Source organism: Pseudomonas sp. FW305-3-2-15-C-LB1 (genome assembly GCF_058787615.1).
Map to the genome: position 1 here is coordinate 265,801 of NZ_JBYSZX010000001.1, position 22,127 is coordinate 287,927.

Sequence of the window (22,127 nt, forward strand, 5' to 3'; positions counted from 1 at the left end):
TACATCAATCGATGTATTCGAACACCTTCACGATTTTCTGCACGCCGGACACACCTTGCACCAGGTTGGCTGCGCGAGTGGCTTCGGCCTGGGTCAGCAGGCCCATCAGGTAGACGATACCGTTGTCGGTCACGACCTTGATGCGCGAACCAGGGATCGCGTTATCGGTGAGCATCTGCGCCTTGATCTTGGTGGTCAGCAGGGCGTCGTTGCTGATGGCCAGCAGGGTGATCGGGTCCATCACCTGCAATTCGTTATGCACTTTCTTCACGCGCTGCACGGCAGCGGCGGCTTGCTCGGCCTGGGCCTTGAGGTCGGCGCGTGGCGTCTGGCCAGCGAGCAGTACGACGCCGTTGAAGCTGGTCACGACGATGCGCGAAGCGCCATTGCCCAGGTCTGGCGCGGCCTTGGCAACGTTGACCTCGACCTTGGTTTCGATCAGCGAGTCATCGATCTTGCTGCCGAAAGTGCGGGTGCCCTTGTCATCCTGAATAGGGGTGTCACGAGTCGCGGTGATGGCCGTGCTGCAGCCGCTGATAGCGAGGCACAGGGTGATGGCCAAAAGGCTGAGGCGGTTAACGGTCATTCTTCACTCCCAAACAGTTGGCTGTCGATCAGATCGCACAGGCAATGGATCGCCAGCAGGTGGACTTCCTGGATACGTGCGGTGACATTGGCCGGGACACGAATTTCCACGTCTTCAGGCAACAGCAGTGAGGCCATGCCGCCGCCATCGCGCCCGGTCAATGCTACGACAATCATTTCGCGATCATGTGCGGCCTGGATCGCTTGAATAATATTCGCCGAGTTGCCGCTGGTGGAAATCGCCAGCAACACGTCTCCCGGTTGACCCAGGGCGCGAATCTGCTTGGAGAAGATTTCGTTGTAGCTGTAGTCGTTGGCAATCGAGGTGATCGTCGACGAGTCGGTGGTTAAGGCAATGGCTGGCAGGCTTGGGCGCTCACGCTCGAAGCGGTTGAGCAGCTCGGACGAAAAATGCTGGGCATCGCCGGCCGAACCGCCGTTGCCGCACGAAAGCATTTTGCCCTCGTTGAGCAAGGCGTTGACCATGACCTGACTGGCTTGCTCGATGTGCGGTGCAAGTACGTCCATCGCCTGTTGCTTGGTGTCGATACTGGCCTGGAAAAGCTGGCGAATTCGGGATTGCATGTCCATCTGTGTGACCTTAAGTAGCGCGGCTGTTTGGCACAGGAATGTGCAGCCCGCAAAGCAAAGAGCAAAAGTGTGTGGTGAAGATGTCCGGCGAATCAGCTGTCGAAGGCATTCTTGAGCCAGTTCAGATCAGCCTGACCAGACGGTGTGCTTTCTATGGCAACCACATCGAAACGGCAGGGGGCGTCGGCCCAGCGATGCTCTTTTTGCAGGAAAAACTGCGCCGCGAGTATCAGCTTCTGACGCTTGCGCCCGTCGATACTGGCGAGCGCGCCACCCCATTGTGCGTGTTTTCTGTAGCGGACTTCGACGAATACTACTGTATCGCCGTCAAGCATGACCAGATCAAGCTCACCGCGTTTACATAACCAGTTCTGCGCCAGCAGGCGCAGACCTTGTTGTTGCAAATACTCCAGGGCTTGCAGTTCGGCGTCCTTGCCGCTTTGTGCAGTGGACCGCTCGGGCATCAGCGCGGAGTGTCCGGCAGGCGCTGGATCTCGCCACCGACAAACTTGGCCCAAGGCATCTGGCGATCAACGCGCTGGTTGGCGCTGATACCCAGGTTGCCCGACAGGCCGTCGACACGGGTGTCTGGCAGCGCCTTGAGTTGCCCCAGGCGCGGCGCCAGGCGGTAGGCGTCGACGCCCATCGCGTACAGGCGGCCGAGGCTGCCATTGGCTTGTGGCCATTGTGCGGCTACCTGGTTGCGCAGTGGGTCGGTAGTGTTGAGCAACCAGGGCGTTTCGCAAAACATCACGTTGGTCATGTCCAGGTACTGGTTCTTGTCGCCGCTGGCGCTGAACACGTGGGACGTGGCGTATACCGGCACGTCGCCGGCATATTGGAAGTTCAGGGTCGGCTTGATCTGCTGGGCCAGTTGCGGTGTCACGGCCAGGAAGATGAACTCGATGTCCTGGCGACGCGACGGCTGCGCGGCGACATCAGTGCCGACGGTGCTTTGCAGGCTCTTGGCGCGGCCTTCGCTTTTGCGCAGCTGGAACAGATCTGCAATTTGCTGGGCGAGGGCGACGGGCTGATCGACATACTCAACCCCCATGACCTGGCCGCCATTGGCTTCCCAGTCCTGGCGGAAGGCTTTGTAGACACGCTCACCCCATTCGCCACGCGGAACCATGGCAGCCGCGCGATGCAGGCCGTCGGCACGGGCGCGGCGCGACACTTCGCGGGCTTCGTCTTCAGCGGCCAGGCCGAACTGGAACAGTTGCGCCGGGCTGCGATCAGTCTCGCTGTAGTTCAACGCCAGGGTGGTGATCGGCAATTGCGGGCGGGCACTGAGCTGTTTGACCAAAGGCTTCTCCAGCGGGCCGACCACCAATTGCACACCGGCGGCCTGGGCCTTGGCGTAGAAGTCGTCGAGGGAGGTCAGGCGTGAGCTGTCATAGAATTCGATGACCGGCGGCTTCTGCCCGGCTTGTTCGGCCTGGTAGTGCGCCGCCATGAAACCTTCACGCAGCGCTTTGCCGACGGAGGCCAGCGGGCCGTCCTGTGGCAGCAGCAAGGCGATCTTGTTCAGAGGCTGGCTGGCCAGTTCCTTGAGCTTGGTCAGCGGCGTTGGCAATTGCACGGCAGCCGGGTGGCCCGGATTCTGTGCGCGCCAGGTGTCGATGGCCGCCTGTTGCTGCTCCAGCGTACCGGCGCCCTTGACCGACTGGGCCAGGGTGATCCAACCATCCAGCACCGGATTGCCGCTGGCTTGCAGCTGTTCGGCCGGCACGGCGGCAATCAAGGCCCAGATGGCTTCGTGGTTGTTGTTGGCGGCATCACCCGTGAGCAGTGGGGCCATGGCGACACGTTCCCGGGCGGCAGCCAGGGTCTGGCCGTCGGCTTCATAAGCGCGGGCGTGCACGCTGGCGGTGCGGATCTGCTGTTCAGGCGGCAGGTCCTTCAGGTTTTGCAGGCTCGGGTGGCTCAAGGCAGTCAGCGCCGCCTTGGGCTGGTTGCGCGTCATGGCCAGTTCGGCAGCCAGGGTGCTGGCAAATACTTGCGCGGCGGGCTTGAGGACATCCAGGGGCACTTGCGCAAGAATCTGCGACGAACGCCCAGGGTTGTTCTGCTTGTAGGCCATGTCTGCCGCACTCAGGCGCAGCAACGCGGCCTTTTCTGGCGTCTTGGCGGTAGTGGCCTGTTCGAGCAGTTGCTCGATACTGGCGTCCGGGGTCCGTGGAAGGTCGCCAAGGCTGGACGAGGGCGAGCTGGCGCACGCGGCCAATAAGGCAGCGAGGCAGAGGGCGGAGAGCAGCCGCAGGCAAGCGATCATGTAAGTGTTCCTGATACCGATCAAATTAGCGTGGAATTGTACCCAAGCACTGGCCCAGGCGCGATGTTACTGGCGTGAAACCGTCGAATTAGGTCGTGCAAATGTTGCAACTGGCGTTAAACGGCTGAAAAGGCATCGGCGGTGATGGCATATTTTCAAGGCGCCTACGCGCTACAATGTCGCTTTTGCCAATCATCGAGGTGTGCGTTTTGACTGCTCCAGGTCCTTTGAATTCCACTGCAGGCTCGCTTTTTGTCGTGGCGACGCCCATTGGCAACCTGGACGACATCAGTGCGCGGGCACTGAAAGTGTTGCGCGAGGTTAAATTGATCGCGGCGGAGGACACACGGCACTCCCAGCGTTTGATGCAGCATTTTGGTATCAGCACGCCATTAGCCGCGTGCCACGAACACAACGAGCGCGAAGAAGGCAGCCGCTTTATCGTGCGGCTGCTGGCCGGCGACGATGTGGCGCTGATCTCCGACGCGGGTACACCCCTGATCTCCGACCCTGGCTACCATCTGGTGCGCCAGGCGCGGGCCGCTGGTATCAATGTAGTGCCTGTTCCGGGAGCGTGCGCGCTGATTGCGGCATTGTCGGCGGCGGGTCTGCCGTCCGACCGTTTTATTTTCGAGGGTTTCCTGCCGGCCAAGGCCGTTGGGCGACGTGCGCGGCTGCAAGCGTTAAAGGAAGAGCCGCGCACCTTGATCTTCTATGAAGCCCCCCATCGCATCCTCGAATGCCTGCAGGACATGGAGCTGGTATTTGGCGGTGCGCGCCTGGCACTGCTGGCCCGTGAGCTGACCAAGACCTTCGAAACCCTCAAGGGTCTGCCGCTGGAAGAGTTGCGTGCGTTTGTCGAAGGTGACAGCAATCAGCAGCGCGGCGAGTGTGTGGTGCTGGTCGCAGGCTGGACCGCGCCTGAGGACGAAGATGCGGTGGGCAGCGAGGCCATGCGCATCCTCGACCTGCTGCTCAAGGAGATGCCTCTCAAGCGTGCGGCCGCCCTGGCGGCGGAAATCACCGGGGTGCGCAAGAACCTCTTGTATCAAGCGGCGCTGGATAAACAAAAAGGCGAATAGTTCCAGGGTTAAAGGGGTATTCCGTCTGAACGTGATGGCAATTCTGAACTTTTATTACTTGTCCTAAGTCCGTCGTGCCGTTAACCTGCGCGGCGGAGAGTCGATTGGACAGTCGCTGCCCTCTATGAAAATTAGGGGGGGGAGGAAAGTCCGGGCTCCATAGGGCGAAGTGCCAGGTAATGCCTGGGAGGCGTGAGCCTACGGAAAGTGCCACAGAAAATAACCGCCTAAGCACTTCGGTGCCGGTAAGGGTGAAAAGGTGCGGTAAGAGCGCACCGCACGACTGGCAACAGTTCGTGGCTAGGTAAACCCCACTTGGAGCAAGACCAAATAGGGTCCCAAGGCGTGGCCCGCGCTGGGACCGGGTAGGTTGCTAAAGATGTCCAGTGATGGCCATCGTAGACGAATGACTGTTCAAGACAGAACCCGGCTTATAGATCGACTCTCCACCTTTTTCCTTCTGTCCGAATCTCGAGCAGAAACCCGGTAGTAACGCAAGAATCCCTCCCTGCCGAATCATTGGCAGATGCGTCTTCGTAATACCAAAAAAATCTTACTCTTAATAAATTACTTTAACTTTAGCCTATAGCTCTTTGAGCTATTTGCGCTTGTTGGGCCAAAAACATCCCCGAACTCTGTTTTCTCCTCCCTTTACGCTCCTAAATCTCCGTTCTGTAAGGCTTTTCCTTGAATCCGCGCCTTGACGGTGTGGTGGGCGCATTCCTATAGTGTGCGCAAGTGGCGGAAAGTGGCACAAAGTGGGTTTTTTGAACGTAAAACGCTAAAATTTGGAGAAACGCATCTGTGTTTCGCGGAGCTAACGCTATCAGTCTCGATGCAAAAGGCCGTCTCGCCATGCCGAGCCGGTATCGTGACGAGCTCATTTCGCGAAGTTCCGGGCAGTTGATCATCACTATCGATGCCGTTGACCCTTGTTTGTGTGTTTACCCGCTCGATGAGTGGGAGTTGATTGAAACCAAATTGCGCGCCCTGCCTTCATTGCGTGAAGAGAACCGCCGCCTGCAGCGTTTGCTGATTGGTAACGCCGTCGACCTCGAGCTCGATGGCAGCGGTCGTTTCCTGGTGCCGCCGCGCTTGCGTGAGTACGCCAGGCTCGACAAGCGCGCAATGCTGGTCGGCCAACTGAACAAGTTCCAATTGTGGGACGAAGATGCCTGGGATGCTGTTTCTGCAGCTGACCTGGCTGCTATTCAACAACCGGGCGCCATGCCTGATGAACTGCGTGATTTGATCCTGTGACTATTGATAGCGGCTTTAACCACATCACCGTACTGCTTGACGAAGCCGTTGAGGCTCTCGCCGTACGCGCGGATGGCTGCTATCTGGACGGCACGTTCGGCAGGGGCGGGCATAGCCGGTTGATCCTCAGCCAGCTCGGGCCCGACGGCAAACTCCTCGGGTTCGACAAGGACCCCCAAGCGATTGCCACCGGGCAAGCGCTAGCGGCCGAAGACGGCCGCTTTGTCGTTGTGCAGCGCAGCTTTGCCGAGCTGGGTGCCGAAGTGGCCGAGCGCGGCATGGCGGGCAAGGTAGCCGGGGTTTTGCTCGACCTGGGCGTGTCCTCGCCGCAGCTCGACGACCCGGAGCGCGGCTTCAGCTTCATGAACGACGGTCCGCTCGACATGCGCATGGACCCGACCCGTGGCGTCAGCGCTGCGCAGTTCATCGCCACCGCGCCAGTGGAAGAAATCGCCCGTGTGTTCAAGGAATACGGTGAGGAGCGCTTCGCTGGCCGCATGGCCCGCGCCGTGGTCGAGCGTCGTGAAATCCAGCCGTTCGAGCGCACTGCCGACCTGGCCGAAGTACTGAAAGTCGCCAACCCAGCGTGGGAAAAGGGCAAGAACCCGGCGACCCGTGCGTTCCAGGGCCTGCGTATTCACGTCAACAACGAGTTGGGCGACCTGGAGGCCGGCCTCGAGGCTGCTCTCGAGGCGCTGGAAGTGGGCGGTCGCCTGGTGGTGATCAGCTTCCACTCTCTGGAAGACCGCATCGTCAAGTTGTTCATGCGTCGCCTGGTCAAGGGTGAGTCCGACAACCTGCCGCGCAACCTGCCGGTACGTTTCGAAGCCTTTGTGCCGAAAATCAAAATCCATGGCAAGGCGCAGTTCGCGTCCGAAGCTGAGCTCAAGGCCAACCCACGTTCCCGTAGCGCTGTCATGCGTGTCGCGGAGAAGTTGCGGTGAGCAAGCTTTTCGCCAAGCCCCTCCCGGGCGGCAGCTTCTTTATGTTGCTGCTGTTTGTCGGCGTGCTGATTTCCGCGATTGCGGTGTCCTACAGCGCCCACTACAACCGCCAGTTGCTCAATACCCTGTACGGGGAATTGAGTGTGCGCGACAAAGCCCAGGCGGAATGGGGCCGGTTGATCCTGGAGCAAAGCACCTGGACAGCCCATAGCCGCATTGAAGTGCTGGCGACTGAACAACTGAAAATGCACATCCCGGGCGCGGCCGAAGTCCGCATGGTGGCGCCATGATGAAACTCGAAGGCGCACTCTACCCATGGCGCTTCCGCCTGATGCTCGGCTTGCTGGCATTGATGGTGGGTGCGATCGCCTGGCGGATCATCGACCTGCAAGTGGTCGACCGTGACTTCCTGATCGGCCAGGGCGATGCCCGTAGCCTGCGTCACATCCCGATTCCGGCACACCGCGGCCTGATCACCGACCGTAACGGCGAACCGCTGGCCGTCAGTACGCCGGTCACCACGCTGTGGGCCAACGCCAAGGAGTTGCAGGTCGCCAAGGATCGCTGGCCGGCGCTTGCCGCCGCGCTGGGGCAAGACCCGAAAGCCTTGGCTGAACGCCTGGAAGCCCAGGCCAATAAAGAATTCATCTACCTGGTCCGCGGCCTAACCCCCGAACAAGGCCAGCAGGTGCTCGACCTTAAAGTCCCCGGTGTCTACGGCATCGAGGAGTTCCGTCGTTTCTACCCGGCCGGTGAAACCACCGCGCATATGGTCGGCTTTACCGACATCGACGACCACGGCCGTGAGGGTGTGGAACTCGCCTACGATGAATGGCTCGCCGGGGTTCCCGGCAAACGACAAGTCATCAAGGATCGGCGCGGCAGACTGATCAAGGATGTCCAAGTCACCAAAAACGCCAAGGCCGGTAAGCCCTTGGCGTTGTCGATTGACCTGCGCCTGCAATACCTGGCCAACCGCGAGTTGCGTAACGCGATCATCGAGAACGGCGCCAAGGCCGGCAGCCTGGTGATCATGGACGTCAAGACCGGCGAGATCCTCGCCATGGTCAACCAGCCGACCTACAACCCCAACAACCGTCGCAACCTGCAGCCGGCGATGATGCGCAACCGAGCCATGATCGACGTGTTCGAGCCGGGTTCGACCATGAAAGCCATCTCCATGAGTGCCGCCCTCGAAACCGGACGCTGGAAACCCAGCGACAAGGTCGAGGTGTATCCGGGTACGTTGCAGCTGGGCAAGTACACCATTCGTGACGTGTCCCGTACCGAAGGCCCGGTGCTGGATCTGACAGGTATCCTGATCAACTCCAGTAACGTAGGCATGAGCAAGGTCGCCTTCGATATCGGCGGCGAGACCATTTATCACCTGGCGCAGAAGATCGGTCTGGGCCAGCCCACCGGCCTGGATTTCCCCGGTGAGCGCGTTGGCAACCTGCCGAACTACCGCGACTGGAAAAAGGCCGAGACCGCCACGCTTTCCTACGGCTACGGCTTGTCGGTGACGGCGATCCAACTGGCCCATGCTTTCTCTGTATTGGCAAATAATGGGCGCATGGTTCCGCTGAGCCTGATCCATGTCGACGAAGCGCCGAAAGCCACCCAGGTGATACCGGAAAACGTCGCCAAGACCATGCAAGGCATGCTGCAACAAGTGATCGAAGCGCCACGCGGCGTATTCCGTGCCCAGGTGCCGGCGTATCACGTAGCCGGCAAGTCGGGTACTGCGCGTAAAACGTCGGTGGGTACCAAGGGCTACGCGGAAAATTCGTACCGTTCGTTGTTCGCCGGTTTCGGCCCGATGAGCGATCCACGCTACGCCATCGTGGTGGTGATCGATGAGCCGAGCAAAGCCGGTTACTTCGGTGGCCTGGTCTCGGCGCCGGTGTTCAGCAAAGTGATGTCCGGCACCCTGCGCCTGATGAACATCACGCCGGACAACCTGCCGCCGACCCAACAAGCGAACGCCGGTCCACCGGCCGCTGCTGTAAAAGCCAATGGAGGGCGCGGCTGATGTCTCTTAGCCTGAACAAGATTTTTGCCCACGCCGGCCGCGATCTTCTGATCCGTGAATTGAGTCTGGACAGTCGCAATGTGCGCGCCGGTGACCTGTTCCTGGCGGTGCCGGGGGGCAAGTTCGATGGCCGTGCACATATTGCGGACGCCCTGCAACGTGGCGCGGCTGCCGTGGCCTACGAAGTGGAAGGCGCAACCGTGTTGCCGATCACCGATGTTCCGCTGATTCCGGTCAAGGGGCTGGCCAAACAGCTCTCGGACATCGCCGGGCATTTCTATGGCGAGCCAAGTCGACATCTCAACCTGGTTGGCGTTACCGGCACCAACGGCAAGACCAGCGTGACCCAATTGATTGCCCAGGCCCTTGACCTGCTGGGGCAACACTGCGGCATCGTCGGCACGCTGGGCACTGGTTTCTACGGCGCGCTGCAAAGCGGCCTGCACACCACGCCGAACCCGATTGCCGTGCAAGCGACCCTGGCCGACCTGAAAAAGGCCGGCGCCAAGGCGGTTGCCATGGAAGTGTCGTCCCACGGTTTGCACCAGGGTCGGGTTGCTGCCCTGGCGTTCGATGTGGCGGTGATGACCAACCTGTCCCGCGATCACCTCGACTACCACGGCACCATGGAAGCCTACGCGGCCGAGAAGGCCAAGCTGTTCGCCTGGAACGACTTGAAGTGCCGCGTGGTGAACCTGGACGACGAGTTCGGTCGCCAACTGGCCGCCGAAGAGCGTGAGTCGCGCCTGATCAGCTACAGCCTGGAAGATTCCAGCGCGTACCTGTACTGCCGCGACGCGCAATTCAATGACGAAGGCGTGCGCGCGACGCTGGTGACGCCCCAGGGCGAACATCATTTGCGCAGCACCTTGCTCGGTCGTTTCAACCTGAGCAACACCCTGGCGGCCGTCGGCGCATTGCTCGGCCTGGATTACGCCCTCGACGAAATCCTGCGTGTGCTGCCGAAGCTGGAAGGCCCGGTCGGTCGCATGCAGCGCCTGGGTGGCGGCAAACAGCCGTTGGTGGTGGTCGATTACGCCCACACGCCGGATGCCCTGGAAAAAGTCCTGGTGGCCCTGCGTCCCCACGCCAAGGGCAAGTTGTTGTGCCTGTTTGGTTGCGGCGGTGATCGTGATCGCGGCAAGCGCCCGTTGATGGCCGAGATTGTCGAGCGCCTGGCCGATGGCGTGCTCGTCACCGACGACAACCCACGCAGTGAAGACCCGAGCCAGATTTTCGACGACATCCGCGTCGGCTTCAAAGACGTGTCCAAGGCGACGTTCGTCGCCGGTCGCGGCGCAGCCATTGCCCAATTGATCGCCGGCGCCAGTGCTGACGACGTGGTGGTGCTGGCCGGTAAAGGTCACGAGGACTATCAGGAAATCAACGGCGAGCGCCATGCCTTCTCCGATCTGGTCGAGGCCGATCACGCCTTGACCGCCTGGGAGGTTGCCCATGCTTAAACCGATGACATTCAGCGAACTGGTCCAGGCCTTGTCGGCCCGTATGCTGTCGAGCGATTGCCGCTTCGACGGCGTGAGTATCGACAGCCGCAACATCAAGCCGGGGCAACTGTTTGTCGCCCTGGCGGGCCCGCGTTTCGATGGTCACGACTACCTGAATGAAGTTGCCGCCAAAGGCGCCGTGGGTGCCTTGGTGCAGCGCGAAGTCGCGGATTCCACACTGCCGCAACTGCTGGTCGCCGACACCCGTCTGGCCCTTGGTCAATTGGGTGCGTTGAACCGTGCCGGGTTCACCAACCCCGTTGCGGCCATCACGGGATCCAGCGGCAAGACCACGGTCAAGGAGTTGCTTGCCGGGGTACTGCGCACGCGCGGCCCGGTGCTTGCCACCCGTGGCAACCTGAACAATGATTTCGGCGCACCGTTGACCCTGCTCGAACTGGCCCCTGAACATACGGCGGCGGTGATCGAGCTGGGCGCATCGCGCATCGGCGAAATCGCCTACACCGTGGCGCTGACCAAGCCCCACGTGGCGATCATCAACAATGCCGGAACCGCCCACGTCGGTGAGTTCGGCGGCCCGGAAAAGATCGTCGAAGCCAAGGGTGAAATCCTCGAAGGCCTCGATGCATCCGGCACCGCTGTCTTGAATCTCGATGACAAGGCCTTCGAGACCTGGCGTGTACGCGCCGCCGGTCGCAAGGTCCTGACGTTTGCCGTGCTCAATGCTGCGGCTGATTTCCACGCATCCAACATCACCGTTGATGCCCGTGGCTGCCCGTCTTTTACCTTGCACACCCCGCAAGGCAATGAGCACGTGCAGTTGAACCTGCTGGGCAACCATAACGTCGCCAATGCCCTGGCCGCGGCCGCTGCCGCCTACGCCCTGGGCGTGTCGCTGTTCGGTATCGCCACCGGGCTTGGCGCGGTGCAGCCGGTCAAGGGCCGTACCGTGGCGCAGCTGGCAACCAATGGCATGCGCGTGATCGATGACACTTACAACGCCAACCAGTCCTCGGTCTGCGCCGCCATCGACCTGCTTAAAGGCTTCGACGGCCGCAAGGTACTGGTGCTGGGCGACATCGCCGAGCTGGGCGACTGGGCCGAACAGTCCCACCGTGAAGTCGGTGCCTACGCGACCGGCAAAGTCGACGCGCTGTACGCCGTCGGCCCGAACATGGCTCACGCTGTCAACGCGTTCGGCCCCGGCGCGCTGCATTTCGCGACCCAGGCCGAGCTGATCCAGGCGCTGGCGGCGGCTGAACACGACAAACACACAACCATTTTGATCAAGGGATCGCGCAGCGCGGTGATGGAAAACGTCGTCGCGGCCTTGTGTGGCTCAAGTACGGAGAAACATTAATGCTGCTGCTGCTGGCTGAGTATCTGCAACAGTTCCACAAAGGCTTCGCGGTCTTCCAGTACCTGACCCTGCGCGGGATCCTGGGTGTGCTGACCGCGTTGTGTTTGTCGCTGTTCCTGGGGCCGTGGATGATCCGCACCCTGCAGAACCTGCAAATTGGTCAATCGGTTCGTAATGACGGCCCGCAGTCGCACCTGTCCAAGTCCGGCACCCCGACCATGGGCGGTGCGCTGATCCTGTCGTCCATCGGCATCAGCACCTTGCTGTGGGCTGACCTGCACAACCGCTATGTGTGGGTGGTGCTCTTGGTGACCCTGTTGTTCGGCGCCATCGGTTGGGTGGACGACTACCGCAAGGTGATCGAGAAAAACTCCAAGGGGCTGCCAAGCCGCTGGAAGTATTTCTGGCAGTCGGTGTTTGGCCTCGCTGCGGCGATCTTCCTCTACACCACTGCGCCAAGCGCGGTGGAGACGACCCTGATCATCCCGATGCTCAAGGACGCCAGCATTCCCCTGGGTATCGGCTTCGTGGTGCTGACCTACTTCGTGATTGTCGGCTCCAGCAACGCAGTGAACCTCACCGACGGTCTCGACGGCCTGGCGATCATGCCGACGGTGATGGTGGGCGGCGCGCTCGGCATCTTCTGCTACCTGTCGGGTAACGTGAAATTCGCTGAATACCTGCTGATTCCTTATGTACCGGGCGCGGGTGAACTGATTGTGTTCTGCGGCGCGCTGATCGGTGCCGGCCTGGGCTTCCTGTGGTTCAACACCTACCCGGCGCAAGTGTTCATGGGCGACGTCGGCGCCCTGGCGCTGGGCGCGGCCCTCGGCACCATCGCGGTGATCGTGCGCCAGGAAATCGTGCTGTTCATCATGGGCGGTGTGTTCGTGATGGAAACCCTGTCGGTGGTCATCCAGGTGGCGTCCTTCAAATTGACCGGGCGTCGTGTGTTCCGCATGGCGCCGATTCACCACCACTTTGAACTCAAGGGCTGGCCCGAGCCACGCGTGATCGTCCGCTTCTGGATCATCACGGTGATCCTGGTGCTGATCGGCCTTGCCACCCTGAAACTGAGGTAGAAACGAGTGTCCCTGATCGCTTCAGACCACTTCCGCATCGTTGTCGGCCTCGGCAAGAGCGGCATGTCCCTGGTTCGCTTCCTGGCGAACCGCGGCACGTCGTTTGCCGTGGCCGATACGCGGGAAAATCCACCGGAGCTGGTCACGCTGCGCCGTGACTACCCGCACGTGGAAGTGCGTTGTGGCGAGCTGGATGTCGAGTTTCTGTGCCGTGCCGATGAGCTCTACGTGAGCCCCGGCCTGGCCCTGGCGACCCCGGCCCTGCAAGCCGCCGCTGCCCGTGGCGTGAAGCTGTCCGGCGATATCGACCTGTTCGCCCGTAATGCGAAGGCGCCGATCGTGGCCATCAGCGGCTCCAACGCGAAAAGCACCGTGACCACCCTGGTCGGCGAGATGGCGACTGCGGCCGGCAAGCGCGTGGCCGTGGGCGGCAACCTCGGTACACCCGCGCTGGACCTGCTCAGTGACGACATCGAGTTGTACGTGATGGAGCTGTCGAGCTTCCAGCTGGAAACCACCCACGACCTCGGCGCCGAAGTGGCGACCGTGTTGAACGTGAGCGAGGACCACATGGACCGCTACAGCGGCCTGCCGGCTTACCACCTGGCCAAGCACCGGATCTTCCGTGGTGCGCGGCAAGTCGTGGTCAACCGCCAGGATGCCCTGAGCCGTCCGCTGATGGGCGAGGGCCTGCCCTGCTGGACCTTCGGCCTCGGCAAACCCGATTTCAAAGCCTTCGGCATCCGCGAAGAGAACGGCGAGAAATACCTGGCCTTCGAATTCCAGAACCTGATGCCGGTGCGCGAGCTGAAAATCCGTGGCGCCCATAACCAGTCCAATGCCCTGGCGGCGTTGGCGCTGGGGCATGCCGTCGGCCTGCCGTTTGACGCCATGCTCTCGGCGCTGCGCAGCTTTGGCGGCCTTGAGCATCGCTGCCAGTGGGTGCGCGACCTTGATGGCGTCAGCTATTACAACGATTCCAAGGCCACCAACGTGGGTGCAGCCCTGGCAGCCATCGAAGGCCTTGGCGCCGATATCGACGGCAAGCTGGTGTTGATCGCCGGTGGCGACGGCAAGGGTGCCGACTTCAAGGACCTTAAAGGCCCGGTGGCTGAGCATTGCCGCGCCGTGGTGCTGATGGGCCGCGATTCCGATCTGATCGCCGCCGCTCTCGGTGACGCGGTGCCGCAAGTGCGCGCCACGTCCCTGGACGACGCCATCGCCCGTTGCAAGGCCCTGGCCCAGTCCGGCGATGCGGTGCTGTTGTCGCCAGCCTGCGCCAGTTTCGACATGTTCAAGAACTACGAAGAGCGCGGCCAGCTGTTCGCCCGCGCCGTGGAGGCCTTGGCATGAATTTCCGGAATATCATCAAGCCGTACCCATCGCCGATCATTACCGGGCGCGGTATCGACCTCGATTTCCCGATGCTCGCCGGTTGCCTCGCCTTGTTGGGCCTGGGCCTGGTGATGATTACCTCGGCGTCGTCCGAAGTGGCTGCCGTGCAGTCGGGCAATACCCTGTACATGATGATCCGTCACCTGGTGTACCTGGTGATCGGCCTCGGCGCCTGCATCGTCACCATGATGATCCCCATCGCCACCTGGCAACGCCTGGGCTGGTTGATGCTGATCGGGGCGTTCGGCTTGCTGGTCATGGTGATCCTGCCCGGCATCGGCCGCGAGGTGAATGGTTCGATGCGCTGGATCGGCTTCGGCGCGTTCAACGTGCAGCCGTCGGAAATCGCCAAGGTGTTCGTGGTGATCTACCTGGCCGGCTACCTGGTACGTCGCCAGAAAGAAGTGCGCGAAAGCTGGATGGGGTTCTTCAAGCCGTTCATCGTGCTGCTGCCCATGGCTGGCCTGCTGCTGATGGAGCCCGACTTCGGCGCCACCGTCGTGATGATGGGCGCTGCTGCGGCGATGCTGTTCCTCGGCGGCGTGGGGCTGTTCCGCTTCACCCTGATGGTGGTGCTGGCCGTGGCTGCCGTGACGGTCCTGGTGCAGGCACAACCCTACCGGATGGCGCGTCTGATCACCTTTACCGACCCCTGGTCCGACCAGTTCGGCTCCGGCTACCAGTTGACCCAGGCGCTGATCGCCTTCGGTCGCGGCGAGTGGCTGGGCGTGGGCCTGGGCAACAGTGTGCAGAAGCAGTTCTACCTGCCGGAAGCGCACACCGACTTCGTGTTCTCGGTACTGGCCGAAGAGCTCGGTGTGGTGGGTTCGCTATGCACCGTCGCGCTGTTCGTGTTCGTGTGTGTACGCGGCATGTACATCGGCCTGTGGGCCGAGAAGGCCAAACAGTATTTCGCCGCCTATGTGGCGTACGGCTTGTCGTTCCTGTGGATCGGCCAGTTCCTGATCAATATCGGTGTGAACGTCGGCCTGTTGCCGACCAAGGGCCTGACCTTGCCGTTCCTCAGTTATGGCGGCAGTTCGTTGGTGATCTGCTGCGCGTGCCTGGGCTTGTTGCTGCGCATCGAGTGGGAGAGTCGAACCCACCTGGGCAGCGAAGAGATGGAATTCAGCGAAAGCGATTTCGCCGAGGAGCCGACCCATGGGCGCTAACGTGCTGATCATGGCGGGCGGCACCGGGGGCCACGTGTTCCCGGCCCTGGCCTGCGCGCGGGAATTCCAGAACCGTGGCTACACCGTGCACTGGTTGGGCACGCCGCGCGGTATCGAAAACGAATTGGTGCCGAATGCCGGCTTGCCGCTGCACCTGATCAACGTCACCGGCCTGCGCGGCAAGGGCAAGTTGTCCCTGCTCAAGGCGCCGTTCGTGTTGCTCAAGGCGGTGTGGCAGGCGCGCAAGATCATTCGTGAACTGAAGCCGGTGTGTGTGCTCGGTTTTGGTGGCTATGTGACCGGCCCTGGTGGCGTCGCGGCCAGGCTCGCCGGTGTGCCGGTGATTGTGCACGAACAGAACGCCGTCGCCGGCACCGCCAACCGCCTGCTGGTGCCCTTGGCGGCGCGGGTGTGCGAGGCCTTTCCGAAGACCTTTGGTGCATCGGACAAGCTGCGCACCACTGGCAACCCGGTGCGCACCGAACTGTTCATGGGCATCGCCCGTGAAGCCTTGGCCGGGCGCAAGGCGCACCTGCTGGTCATGGGCGGCAGCCTGGGCTCCGAGCCTTTGAACAAATTGCTGCCGCAAGCCCTGGCGCAACTTCCTGTGGAGTTGCGCCCTGAGGTCTTTCACCAGGCGGGCAAAGATCATGGTGAAGTCACCGCCACGCGCTATCGCGAGGCCGGTGTGGAGGCGAACGTACAGCCCTTCATCAAAGACATGGCCCATGCCTATGGCTGGGCCGACCTGGTGGTCTGCCGCTCCGGTGCGCTGACCGTCAGTGAACTGGCCGCCGCCGGTCTGCCGTCGTTGCTGGTGCCTTTGCCCCACGCGATCGACGATCACCAGACCCGCAACGCTGAATATTTGGCCGGGGAGGGCGCTGCCTTCCTGCTGCCGCAAAGAACGACTGGCGCCGCCGACTTGGCCGCACGCCTGACCGAGGTATTGATGCAACCGGAACGACTCAACAGCATGGCGAGCACCGCAAGCCGCCTGGCCAAACCTGACGCAACCCGCACCGTGGTCGATATCTGCCTGGAGGTGGCCCATGGTTGAGAATCAGAAAGCCATGCCGCAACCGGAAATGCGCCGCATCCGTCGCATCCACTTCGTCGGTATCGGCGGCGTGGGCATGTGCGGCATTGCCGAAGTACTGCTGAACCTGGGCTACCAGGTGTCCGGCTCCGACTTGAAAGAGTCGCCGGTCACCGACCGCCTGAAGTCGTTCGGCGCGCAGATCTTTATCGGCCACCGTGCCGAGAACGCCGCCGAGGCCGATGTGCTGGTGGTGTCCAGCGCCGTGAACACCTCCAACCCGGAAGTGGCCACCGCCCTTGAGCGCCGCATTCCCGTGGTGCCTCGCGCCGAGATGCTGGCCGAGCTGATGCGCTATCGCCACGGCATCGCCGTCGCCGGCACCCATGGCAAAACCACTACTACCAGCCTGATTGCCTCGGTGTTCGCCGCCGGAGGCCTGGACCCGACGTTCGTCATTGGTGGCCGCCTGAATGCCGCCGGCACCAATGCCCAGCTCGGCACCAGCCGTTACCTGATCGCCGAAGCCGATGAAAGCGATGCCAGCTTCCTGCATTTGCAACCGCTGGTGGCTGTGGTCACCAACATCGACGCCGACCATATGGCGACCTACGACGGTGACTTCAACAAGCTGAAGAAAACCTTCGTCGAGTTCCTGCACAACCTGCCGTTCTACGGTCTGGCGGTGGTGTGCCTGGACGATCCGGTGGTGCGCGAAATCCTGCCGCTGGTCAAGCGTCCGACCGTGACCTACGGCTTCAGCGAAGACGCCGACGTGCGCGCCATCAATGTGCGCCAGGAAGGCATGCAAACCTTCTTCACCGTGCTGCGTCCGGACCGTGAGCCCTTGGATGTCTCGGTGAACATGCCGGGCAACCACAACGTACTCAATTCCCTGGCGACCATCTGCATCGCCACCGACGAGGGCGTCAGCGATGAAGCCATCGTCGAAGGCCTGTCGCGCTTTGCCGGCGTGGGCCGTCGCTTCCAGGTCTACGGCCAGTTGCCGGTAGAGGGCGGTGACGTGATGCTGGTGGACGACTACGGGCACCACCCGACTGAAGTCGCCGCGGTGATCAAGGCCGTGCGTGGTGGCTGGCCGGAGCGTCGCCTGGTGATGGTGTACCAGCCGCACCGCTACAGCCGTACCCGCGACCTGTACGACGATTTCGTCAATGTACTGGCTGATGCCAACGTGCTGCTGTTGATGGAAGTCTACCCTGCCGGCGAAGAGCCGATCCCGGGCGCCGACAGCCGCAAGCTGTGCAACAGCATCCGTCAGCGCGGCCAGTTGGACCCCATCTACATCGAACGTGGCGTGGACCTGGCGCCAATCGTCAAGCCGCTGCTGCGTGCCGGCGACATCCTGCTGTGCCAGGGCGCCGGTGACATTGGTGGCCTTGCGCCGAAATTGCTGGCGAGCCCGCTGTTTGCGGCAAAAAAGGGAGCGGCGAAATGACCACTGACTACGCCTCCCTGTTTTCCACGATCACGCCTGCCGACTTCGGTCGCGTAGCCGTATTGTTCGGCGGCAAGAGCGCCGAGCGCGAAGTGTCGCTCAAGTCCGGCAACGCCGTGCTCGAAGCCTTGCAAAGTGCCGGCGTGAACGCCTTCGGTATCGACGTGGGCGATGACTTCCTCGCCCGCCTGCAGGCCGAGAAGATCGACCGCGCCTTCATCATCCTGCATGGCCGTGGCGGTGAAGACGGCAGCATGCAAGGCCTGCTGGAGTGTGCCGGCATCCCTTACACGGGCAGCGGCATCCTCGCTTCCGCGCTGGCGATGGACAAGTTGCGCACCAAGCAGGTGTGGCACAGCCTGGGCATTCCGACCCCGCGTCACAGTGTGCTGTGCAGCGAAGACGATTGTATTTCTGCAGCCAAGGAACTGGGCCTGCCTTTGATCGTCAAACCTGCCCATGAAGGCTCCAGTATCGGCATGGCTAAAGTGAACTCGGCTGCCGAATTGATCGACGCATGGAAAGCGGCAAGTACCTACGATTCGCAAGTGTTGGTGGAACAGTGGATCCAGGGTCCCGAGTACACCATCGCCACCCTGCGTGGCCAGGTATTGCCGCCCATCGCATTGGGCACGCCCCACACCTTTTACGACTACGACGCCAAGTACCTGGCTTCCGATACCCAGTACCGGATCCCATGCGGCCTTGACGCAGCCAAGGAACAGGAATTGATGGACCTCACGGCGAAAGCCTGTGAGGCGCTGGGTATCGCCGGTTGGGCGCGGGCGGACGTGATGCAGGATGACCAAGGGAATTTCTGGTTCCTGGAAGTCAACACCGCACCGGGCATGACCGACCACAGCCTGGTACCTATGGCCGCTCGCGCTGCGGGCCTGGATTTCCAGCAACTGGTGCTGGCGATCCTGGCCGCAAGCATTGAGCCACGAGGCTAAGGACATGAAAGGCGCATCGCTTCGTCATCAGCCCCCTCAAGCACCGAGCCGCAAGCCGGTGCCACGGGGTGCCAGCCGAATGGTGGCTAAAGAGCCGATGTCGGCGCGCCTGCCGAAAGCCAACTTTGGTTTCCTCAAGGCGTTGTACTGGCCGGTATTGCTGGTGGTGCTGGGCTTCGGAACCTACGAAGGCGCGCAGCGTCTGTTGCCGTATGCCGACCGGCCGATCACCAAGATCAGCGTGCAGGGCGACTTGAGCTACATCAGCCAGCAAGCGGTACAGCAGCGCATCGGCCCGTACCTGGCGGCGAGCTTCTTTACCATCGACCTGGCCGGCATGCGCTCGGAGCTGGAACAGATGCCGTGGATCGCCCACGCCGAAGTCCGCCGCGTATGGCCGGACCAGGTGACGATCCGCCTGGAAGAACAACTGCCCGTGGCCCGTTGGGGTGACGAAGCGCTGTTGAACAACCAGGGCCAGGCGTTCACCCCGCGTGAGCTGGCCAACTACGAGCACCTGCCGCAGCTGTTCGGGCCGCAGCGGGCTCAGCAGCAAGTGATGCAGCAGTACCAGGCCTTGAGCCAGATGCTGCGGCCACTGGGCTTCTCCATTGCACGCCTGGAACTGCGTGAACGGGGCAGCTGGTTTTTGACGACCGGGGCAGGCAGTTCCGGCCCGGGCATCCAGTTGTTGCTGGGACGCGACCGCTTGGTGGAAAAGATGCGCCGCTTCATTGCCATCTACGACAAGACCTTGAAAGAACAGATTACGAACATTGCGAGCGTCGACCTGCGTTACGCCAACGGCCTTGCCGTCGGCTGGCGTGAACCGGCAGCGCCCACGGCAGCGCAACCCGCTGTCGCGAAGAATTAAGAAGAGGCAGGACCCATGGCAAACGTGCAAAGCGGCAAAATGATCGTCGGTCTCGATATCGGCACCTCCAAGGTGGTGGCGCTGGTGGGCGAGGTCGGGGAAGACGGTGTCATCGAAATCGTCGGTATTGGCACGCATCCGTCCCGGGGCCTGAAGAAGGGCGTGGTGGTGAACATCGAGTCCACCGTGCAATCGATCCAGCGCGCCATCGAAGAAGCGCAGCTGATGGCCGGTTGCCGGATCCACTCGGCGTTCGTCGGCGTGGCGGGCAACCATATCCGCAGCCTGAACTCCCACGGCATCGTGGCGATCCGCGACCGCGAAGTCAGCTCGGCCGACCTCGAGCGCGTGCTCGACGCTGCCCAGGCCGTGGCGATCCCGGCTGACCAGCGGGTGTTGCACACCCTGCCGCAGGACTACGTGATCGACAACCAGGAAGGCGTACGTGAGCCCCTGGGCATGTCGGGCGTACGCCTGGAAGCCAAGGTCCACGTGGTGACCTGTGCCGTCAACGCCGCACAGAATATTGAAAAATGCGTGCGTCGCTGCGGCCTGGAAATCGACGACATCATTCTCGAGCAGTTGGCTTCGGCCTACTCGGTTCTGACCGACGACGAAAAAGAACTGGGCGTGTGCCTGGTCGACATCGGCGGCGGCACCACCGACATCGCGATCTTCACCGAGGGTGCGATCCGTCACACCGCCGTGATCCCGATTGCCGGTGACCAGGTGACCAACGACATCGCCATGGCGCTGCGTACACCGACCCAGTACGCCGAAGAAATCAAGATCCGCTACGCCTGCGCCCTGGCCAAGCTGGCCGGTGCCGGCGAGACCATCAAGGTGCCGAGCGTGGGTGATCGTCCACCGCGCGAACTGTCGCGCCAGGCCCTGGCCGAAGTGGTCGAGCCACGCTACGACGAGCTGTTCACCCTGATCCAGGCTGAACTGCGCCGCAGCGGCTACGAAGATTTGATCCCGGCCGGCATCGTGCTGACCGGTGGTACCTCGAAGATGGAAGGCGCGGTCGAGCTGGCCGAGGAAATTTTCCACATGCCGGTCCGCCTGGGCGTGCCCCATGGCGTGAAGGGGCTGGGCGACGTGGTACGCAACCCGATTTATTCCACCGGCGTGGGCTTGCTGTTGTACGGGCTGCAAAAGCAGACCGACGGCATTTCCCTGTCGGGCCCGAGCAACCGTGACAGCTACCGCAGCGACGACGAGGCCAAGGCGCCGTTGTTCGAGCGCTTGCAGGCATGGGTCAAGGGCAACTTCTAACGATTTACCGCGACACCGCAACACCGTTGTAAGCAGTAGGCGAAAAAACTAGAGAAATGAAAGGAGAGGGAACATGTTCGAACTCGTAGACAACATCCCCGCAAGCCCGGTCATCAAAGTGATCGGTGTCGGCGGTGGCGGCGGCAACGCTGTCAACCATATGGTCAAGAGCAACATTGAAGGCGTTGAATTCATCTGCGCCAACACTGATGCCCAGGCGCTGAAAAGCATCGGCGCGCGGACCATCCTGCAATTGGGCACTGCGGTGACCAAGGGCCTCGGCGCTGGCGCCAACCCGGAAGTCGGCCGTCAAGCCGCGCTGGAAGACCGCGAGCGTATCGCTGAAGTGCTGCAAGGCACCAACATGGTGTTCATCACCACCGGCATGGGCGGCGGTACCGGTACCGGTGCTGCGCCGATCATTGCCGAAGTGGCCAAGGAAATGGGCATTCTGACGGTGGCTGTCGTCACCCGTCCGTTCCCGTTCGAAGGTCGCAAGCGCATGCAGATCGCCGACGAAGGCATCCGTTTGCTGTCTGAAAGCGTCGACTCGTTGATCACCATCCCCAACGAGAAGCTGCTGACCATCCTGGGCAAGGACGCGAGCCTGCTGTCCGCATTCGCCAAGGCTGACGATGTACTGGCCGGTGCCGTTCGCGGTATCTCCGACATCATCAAGCGCCCTGGCATGATCAACGTCGACTTTGCCGACGTCCGTACCGTGATGAGCGAAATGGGCATGGCGATGATGGGCACTGGCTGCGCCAGCGGTCCGAACCGTGCACGTGAAGCCACTGAAGCGGCCATCCGCAACCCGCTGCTGGAAGACGTGAACCTGCAAGGTGCACGCGGCATCCTGGTGAACATCACCGCCGGTCCTGACCTGTCCCTGGGTGAGTACTCCGACGTGGGTAGCATCATCGAAGCCTTCGCTTCCGAGCACGCCATGGTCAAGGTCGGTACCGTTATCGATCCGGACATGCGCGACGAGCTGCACGTGACCGTGGTTGCGACCGGCCTGGGCGCGAAAATCGAGAAGCCTGTGAAGGTCATCGACAACACCCTGCACAACAGCCAAGCCAGCCACGCCAGCCAGGCGGCTGCTGCTCCAGCGCCTTCGCGCCAGGAACTGCCGTCGGTGAACTACCGTGACCTGGACCGTCCGACCGTGATGCGCAACCAGGCTCAGGCCGGTGCTGCGGCGTCCCGTAGCCCGAATCCGCAAGATGATCTGGACTACCTGGACATCCCGGCATTCTTGCGTCGTCAGGCCGATTGAT

At 62.0% G+C, this 22,127-nt stretch carries 20 protein-coding genes and 1 other RNA gene; 17 read left to right on the forward strand and 4 right to left on the reverse strand.

Annotated elements, in window-relative coordinates; all coding sequences use genetic code 11:
• Positions 1-4 precede the first annotated feature (4 nt).
• The 4 genes from AC3WP7_RS01335 to AC3WP7_RS01350 all read right to left on the reverse strand — a co-directional run bounded on the left by AC3WP7_RS01335 (position 5) and on the right by AC3WP7_RS01350 (position 3,451).
• Positions 5-586: a BON domain-containing protein gene (locus AC3WP7_RS01335; protein ID WP_012722284.1), complete on the reverse strand. Its 582-nt coding sequence runs from the start codon at positions 584-586 to the stop codon at positions 5-7.
• Entirely contained in the window at positions 583-1,176 is a 594-nt protein-coding gene (locus tag AC3WP7_RS01340; protein WP_007904374.1) for a phosphoheptose isomerase, read from the reverse strand. Before AC3WP7_RS01340 ends, AC3WP7_RS01335 begins: the two co-directional genes overlap by 4 nt.
• A gap of 92 nt (positions 1,177-1,268) precedes the next feature.
• Positions 1,269-1,640 carry a YraN family protein gene (locus AC3WP7_RS01345; RefSeq protein WP_093119777.1) on the reverse strand — a complete coding sequence of 124 codons (372 nt, stop codon included), beginning with the start codon at positions 1,638-1,640 and terminating at the stop codon, positions 1,269-1,271.
• Positions 1,640-3,451 (reverse strand): penicillin-binding protein activator, encoded by a 1,812-nt coding sequence (locus tag AC3WP7_RS01350; protein ID WP_071491180.1) that lies wholly within the window; start codon positions 3,449-3,451, stop codon positions 1,640-1,642. The genes AC3WP7_RS01345 and AC3WP7_RS01350 overlap by 1 nt, the downstream gene beginning before the upstream one ends.
• 176 nt (positions 3,452-3,627) lie before the next feature.
• On the opposite strand from AC3WP7_RS01350, the gene rsmI reads away from it, so the two are divergent.
• From rsmI to ftsZ, 17 genes are all read left to right on the forward strand, one after another.
• Complete coding sequence (rsmI, locus tag AC3WP7_RS01355; protein ID WP_172963312.1) at positions 3,628-4,533, forward strand: 16S rRNA (cytidine(1402)-2'-O)-methyltransferase; 906 nt, start codon at positions 3,628-3,630, stop codon at positions 4,531-4,533.
• A gap of 96 nt (positions 4,534-4,629) precedes the next feature.
• Positions 4,630-4,983, forward strand: an RNA gene (rnpB, locus tag AC3WP7_RS01360) — RNase P RNA component class A.
• A 354-nt stretch (positions 4,984-5,337) separates the two neighbouring features.
• Positions 5,338-5,793 carry a division/cell wall cluster transcriptional repressor MraZ gene (mraZ, locus tag AC3WP7_RS01365; RefSeq protein WP_004371993.1) on the forward strand — a complete coding sequence of 152 codons (456 nt, stop codon included), beginning with the start codon at positions 5,338-5,340 and terminating at the stop codon, positions 5,791-5,793.
• Positions 5,790-6,737, forward strand: a complete 948-nt coding sequence (rsmH, locus tag AC3WP7_RS01370) for a 16S rRNA (cytosine(1402)-N(4))-methyltransferase RsmH (protein ID WP_010213048.1) — start codon at positions 5,790-5,792, stop codon at positions 6,735-6,737. Before mraZ ends, rsmH begins: the two co-directional genes overlap by 4 nt.
• Positions 6,734-7,027, forward strand: a complete 294-nt coding sequence (gene ftsL, locus AC3WP7_RS01375) for a cell division protein FtsL (protein WP_010213047.1) — start codon at positions 6,734-6,736, stop codon at positions 7,025-7,027. Before rsmH ends, ftsL begins: the two co-directional genes overlap by 4 nt.
• Positions 7,027-8,769, forward strand: a complete 1,743-nt coding sequence (locus AC3WP7_RS01380; protein ID WP_165447909.1) for a peptidoglycan D,D-transpeptidase FtsI family protein — start codon at positions 7,027-7,029, stop codon at positions 8,767-8,769. Before ftsL ends, AC3WP7_RS01380 begins: the two co-directional genes overlap by 1 nt.
• Positions 8,769-10,232 carry a UDP-N-acetylmuramoyl-L-alanyl-D-glutamate--2,6-diaminopimelate ligase gene (locus tag AC3WP7_RS01385; RefSeq protein ID WP_102591603.1) on the forward strand — a complete coding sequence of 488 codons (1,464 nt, stop codon included), beginning with the start codon at positions 8,769-8,771 and terminating at the stop codon, positions 10,230-10,232. Before AC3WP7_RS01380 ends, AC3WP7_RS01385 begins: the two co-directional genes overlap by 1 nt.
• Positions 10,225-11,595: a UDP-N-acetylmuramoyl-tripeptide--D-alanyl-D-alanine ligase gene (locus tag AC3WP7_RS01390; protein ID WP_093512455.1), complete on the forward strand. Its 1,371-nt coding sequence runs from the start codon at positions 10,225-10,227 to the stop codon at positions 11,593-11,595. The genes AC3WP7_RS01385 and AC3WP7_RS01390 overlap by 8 nt, the downstream gene beginning before the upstream one ends.
• Positions 11,595-12,677: a phospho-N-acetylmuramoyl-pentapeptide-transferase gene (gene mraY / locus AC3WP7_RS01395; RefSeq protein ID WP_071491183.1), complete on the forward strand. Its 1,083-nt coding sequence runs from the start codon at positions 11,595-11,597 to the stop codon at positions 12,675-12,677. The genes AC3WP7_RS01390 and mraY overlap by 1 nt, the downstream gene beginning before the upstream one ends.
• Positions 12,678-12,683: 6 nt before the next feature.
• Positions 12,684-14,030: a UDP-N-acetylmuramoyl-L-alanine--D-glutamate ligase gene (murD, locus tag AC3WP7_RS01400; RefSeq protein WP_092240784.1), complete on the forward strand. Its 1,347-nt coding sequence runs from the start codon at positions 12,684-12,686 to the stop codon at positions 14,028-14,030.
• Positions 14,027-15,244, forward strand: coding sequence for a putative lipid II flippase FtsW (gene ftsW / locus AC3WP7_RS01405; RefSeq protein WP_053254470.1), 1,218 nt, complete (start codon positions 14,027-14,029; stop codon positions 15,242-15,244). The genes murD and ftsW overlap by 4 nt, the downstream gene beginning before the upstream one ends.
• A complete protein-coding gene (murG, locus tag AC3WP7_RS01410) occupies positions 15,234-16,304 on the forward strand; it encodes an undecaprenyldiphospho-muramoylpentapeptide beta-N-acetylglucosaminyltransferase (RefSeq protein WP_071491185.1) in 1,071 nt (356 codons plus the stop codon). The genes ftsW and murG overlap by 11 nt, the downstream gene beginning before the upstream one ends.
• Entirely contained in the window at positions 16,297-17,742 is a 1,446-nt protein-coding gene (murC, locus tag AC3WP7_RS01415; RefSeq protein WP_071491186.1) for a UDP-N-acetylmuramate--L-alanine ligase, read from the forward strand. Before murG ends, murC begins: the two co-directional genes overlap by 8 nt.
• Positions 17,739-18,695, forward strand: a complete 957-nt coding sequence (locus AC3WP7_RS01420) for a D-alanine--D-alanine ligase (RefSeq protein WP_092240786.1) — start codon at positions 17,739-17,741, stop codon at positions 18,693-18,695. Before murC ends, AC3WP7_RS01420 begins: the two co-directional genes overlap by 4 nt.
• A 4-nt stretch (positions 18,696-18,699) precedes the next feature.
• Entirely contained in the window at positions 18,700-19,569 is an 870-nt protein-coding gene (locus AC3WP7_RS01425) for a cell division protein FtsQ/DivIB (RefSeq protein WP_058422950.1), read from the forward strand.
• A 15-nt stretch (positions 19,570-19,584) separates the two neighbouring features.
• Positions 19,585-20,847, forward strand: a complete 1,263-nt coding sequence (gene ftsA, locus AC3WP7_RS01430; protein WP_010213031.1) for a cell division protein FtsA — start codon at positions 19,585-19,587, stop codon at positions 20,845-20,847.
• A gap of 73 nt (positions 20,848-20,920) precedes the next feature.
• Positions 20,921-22,126: a cell division protein FtsZ gene (ftsZ, locus tag AC3WP7_RS01435; protein WP_017526184.1), complete on the forward strand. Its 1,206-nt coding sequence runs from the start codon at positions 20,921-20,923 to the stop codon at positions 22,124-22,126.
• Position 22,127 lies beyond the last annotated feature (1 nt).

Excerpts from the sequence above, each read along its gene's own strand:
- AC3WP7_RS01335 (WP_012722284.1), bottom strand. The coding sequence starts at position 586 with ATGACCGTTAACCGCCTCAGCCTTTTGGCCATCACCCTGTGCCTCGCT.
- AC3WP7_RS01340 (WP_007904374.1), bottom strand. The coding sequence starts at position 1,176 with ATGGACATGCAATCCCGAATTCGCCAGCTTTTCCAGGCCAGTATCGAC.
- AC3WP7_RS01345 (WP_093119777.1), bottom strand. The coding sequence starts at position 1,640 with ATGCCCGAGCGGTCCACTGCACAAAGCGGCAAGGACGCCGAACTGCAA.
- AC3WP7_RS01350 (WP_071491180.1), bottom strand. The coding sequence starts at position 3,451 with ATGATCGCTTGCCTGCGGCTGCTCTCCGCCCTCTGCCTCGCTGCCTTA.
- rsmI (WP_172963312.1), top strand. The coding sequence starts at position 3,628 with ATGTCGCTTTTGCCAATCATCGAGGTGTGCGTTTTGACTGCTCCAGGT.
- AC3WP7_RS01380 (WP_165447909.1), top strand. The coding sequence starts at position 7,027 with ATGAAACTCGAAGGCGCACTCTACCCATGGCGCTTCCGCCTGATGCTC.
- AC3WP7_RS01385 (WP_102591603.1), top strand. The coding sequence starts at position 8,769 with ATGTCTCTTAGCCTGAACAAGATTTTTGCCCACGCCGGCCGCGATCTT.
- AC3WP7_RS01390 (WP_093512455.1), top strand. The coding sequence starts at position 10,225 with ATGCTTAAACCGATGACATTCAGCGAACTGGTCCAGGCCTTGTCGGCC.
- mraY (WP_071491183.1), top strand. The coding sequence starts at position 11,595 with ATGCTGCTGCTGCTGGCTGAGTATCTGCAACAGTTCCACAAAGGCTTC.
- ftsW (WP_053254470.1), top strand. The coding sequence starts at position 14,027 with ATGAATTTCCGGAATATCATCAAGCCGTACCCATCGCCGATCATTACC.
- murG (WP_071491185.1), top strand. The coding sequence starts at position 15,234 with ATGGGCGCTAACGTGCTGATCATGGCGGGCGGCACCGGGGGCCACGTG.
- murC (WP_071491186.1), top strand. The coding sequence starts at position 16,297 with ATGGTTGAGAATCAGAAAGCCATGCCGCAACCGGAAATGCGCCGCATC.
- AC3WP7_RS01420 (WP_092240786.1), top strand. The coding sequence starts at position 17,739 with ATGACCACTGACTACGCCTCCCTGTTTTCCACGATCACGCCTGCCGAC.
- AC3WP7_RS01425 (WP_058422950.1), top strand. The coding sequence starts at position 18,700 with ATGAAAGGCGCATCGCTTCGTCATCAGCCCCCTCAAGCACCGAGCCGC.
- ftsA (WP_010213031.1), top strand. The coding sequence starts at position 19,585 with ATGGCAAACGTGCAAAGCGGCAAAATGATCGTCGGTCTCGATATCGGC.
- ftsZ (WP_017526184.1), top strand. The coding sequence starts at position 20,921 with ATGTTCGAACTCGTAGACAACATCCCCGCAAGCCCGGTCATCAAAGTG.